General features: G+C 66.8%; 1 protein-coding gene. It reads left to right on the top strand.

Translation table 11 applies throughout. The annotated features are described in order from the left end of the window. Positions 1-36 precede the first annotated feature (36 nt). The gene (locus tag GF068_RS43220; RefSeq protein ID WP_153825427.1) at positions 37-1,206 is read left to right on the top strand and encodes an IS3 family transposase; all 1,170 of its coding nucleotides are present in this window, start codon (positions 37-39) and stop codon (positions 1,204-1,206) included. Positions 1,207-1,247 lie beyond the last annotated feature (41 nt).

Below are 1,247 nucleotides of genomic sequence, written 5' to 3'. Positions count from 1 at the left end.
TCTGGGGATCGAGCTCACGACCGACGAGGAGTCTTGATGGATATCATCGAGGACATCGACGATCCGGCGATCCCGATCGCGCGGGCGTGCGAAGCGCTCGGCGTCAGCAGGGCGAGCGTCTATCGATGCACGACGCCTTCGAGGCCGCCGAGCCATGCGACACGCGCGCCGAGCCCGCGCAGGCTCGGGGAGGACGAGCGCAATGCGATTCTCGGGGTTCTGCACTCCGAGCGATTCGCGGATCAGCCGCCGCCCGAGGTATACGCCGCGTTGCTCTCCCAGGGCGTCTACATGGCGTCGATCCGCACGATGTACCGGCTCCTCACCGAGCAGGGTGAAAACGCCGAGAGACGGGCGCAGCGGGCTCCTGCGAGGCACGTGAAGCCGACACTCTCGGCGACGGCTCCGAATCAGGTCTGGACGTGGGATATCACGAAGCTGCGCAGCGTGGTTCCAGGGGTCATGTTTTGCCTATACGTGATCATCGACCTGTTCAGCCGAATGGTCGTAGGGTGGCTCCTGGCCGAGCGAGAGAATGGCGCGCACGCCGAGAGGCTGTTCGCCGAGGCAATCGCGCGCCACGACGTCGCTCCAGGCGCGCTGACGGTGCACGCGGACCGGGGGGCGCCGATGAAATCGGTGGATCTCGCGCAGCTCTTCGCGCTTCTGGGCGTGGCGCGCAGCTTCAGCCGGCCCCACGTGAGCGACGATAATGCGTTCTCGGAGGCGCAGTTCAAGACGCTGAAGTACCAACCCGATTACCCCGGCGCATTCGCATCCATGGCGCACGCAAGGGCGTGGTGCCAGGAGTTCTTCGGGTGGTTCAACGAGCATCACCAGCACTCGGGAATCGCGCTCTTCACGCCCGCAGAGGTGTTTTACGGGCGCGTCGAGGAGGTCGCCGCGCGAAGGCAGGCCGCGCTCGATGGCGCTCATGCGGCAAACCCCGAGCGATTCCCAAATGGTCGGCCGGTGGCGCGAAGGCCGCCCGCGGCGGTGCATATCAATCCGTCGCCAATCGATGAGGACGCAGCGGAGCGAGTGGCCGCAAGCGCCGAAGAGGGAAGCGCGGCTCGTGCCGCGGCGAAGACGCCGCGACGCGAGCCGCGGGTGCCCGATGCCAGAAACCAGAGTGCGCCTCACGCCGCGGCGAAGACGCCGCGACGCGAGGCGCGAGCTGCCGCTGTTGTAGCCGCACCCTCATAGAATTCACGACGGCGCTGTCTCGTTCGCGTTGACACGTTCCG

The organism is Polyangium spumosum, assembly GCF_009649845.1.
In the GTDB taxonomy this organism is placed as follows: domain Bacteria; phylum Myxococcota_A; class Polyangia; order Polyangiales; family Polyangiaceae; genus Polyangium; species Polyangium spumosum.
This window is presented reverse-complemented; position numbering and strand designations above follow the sequence as displayed.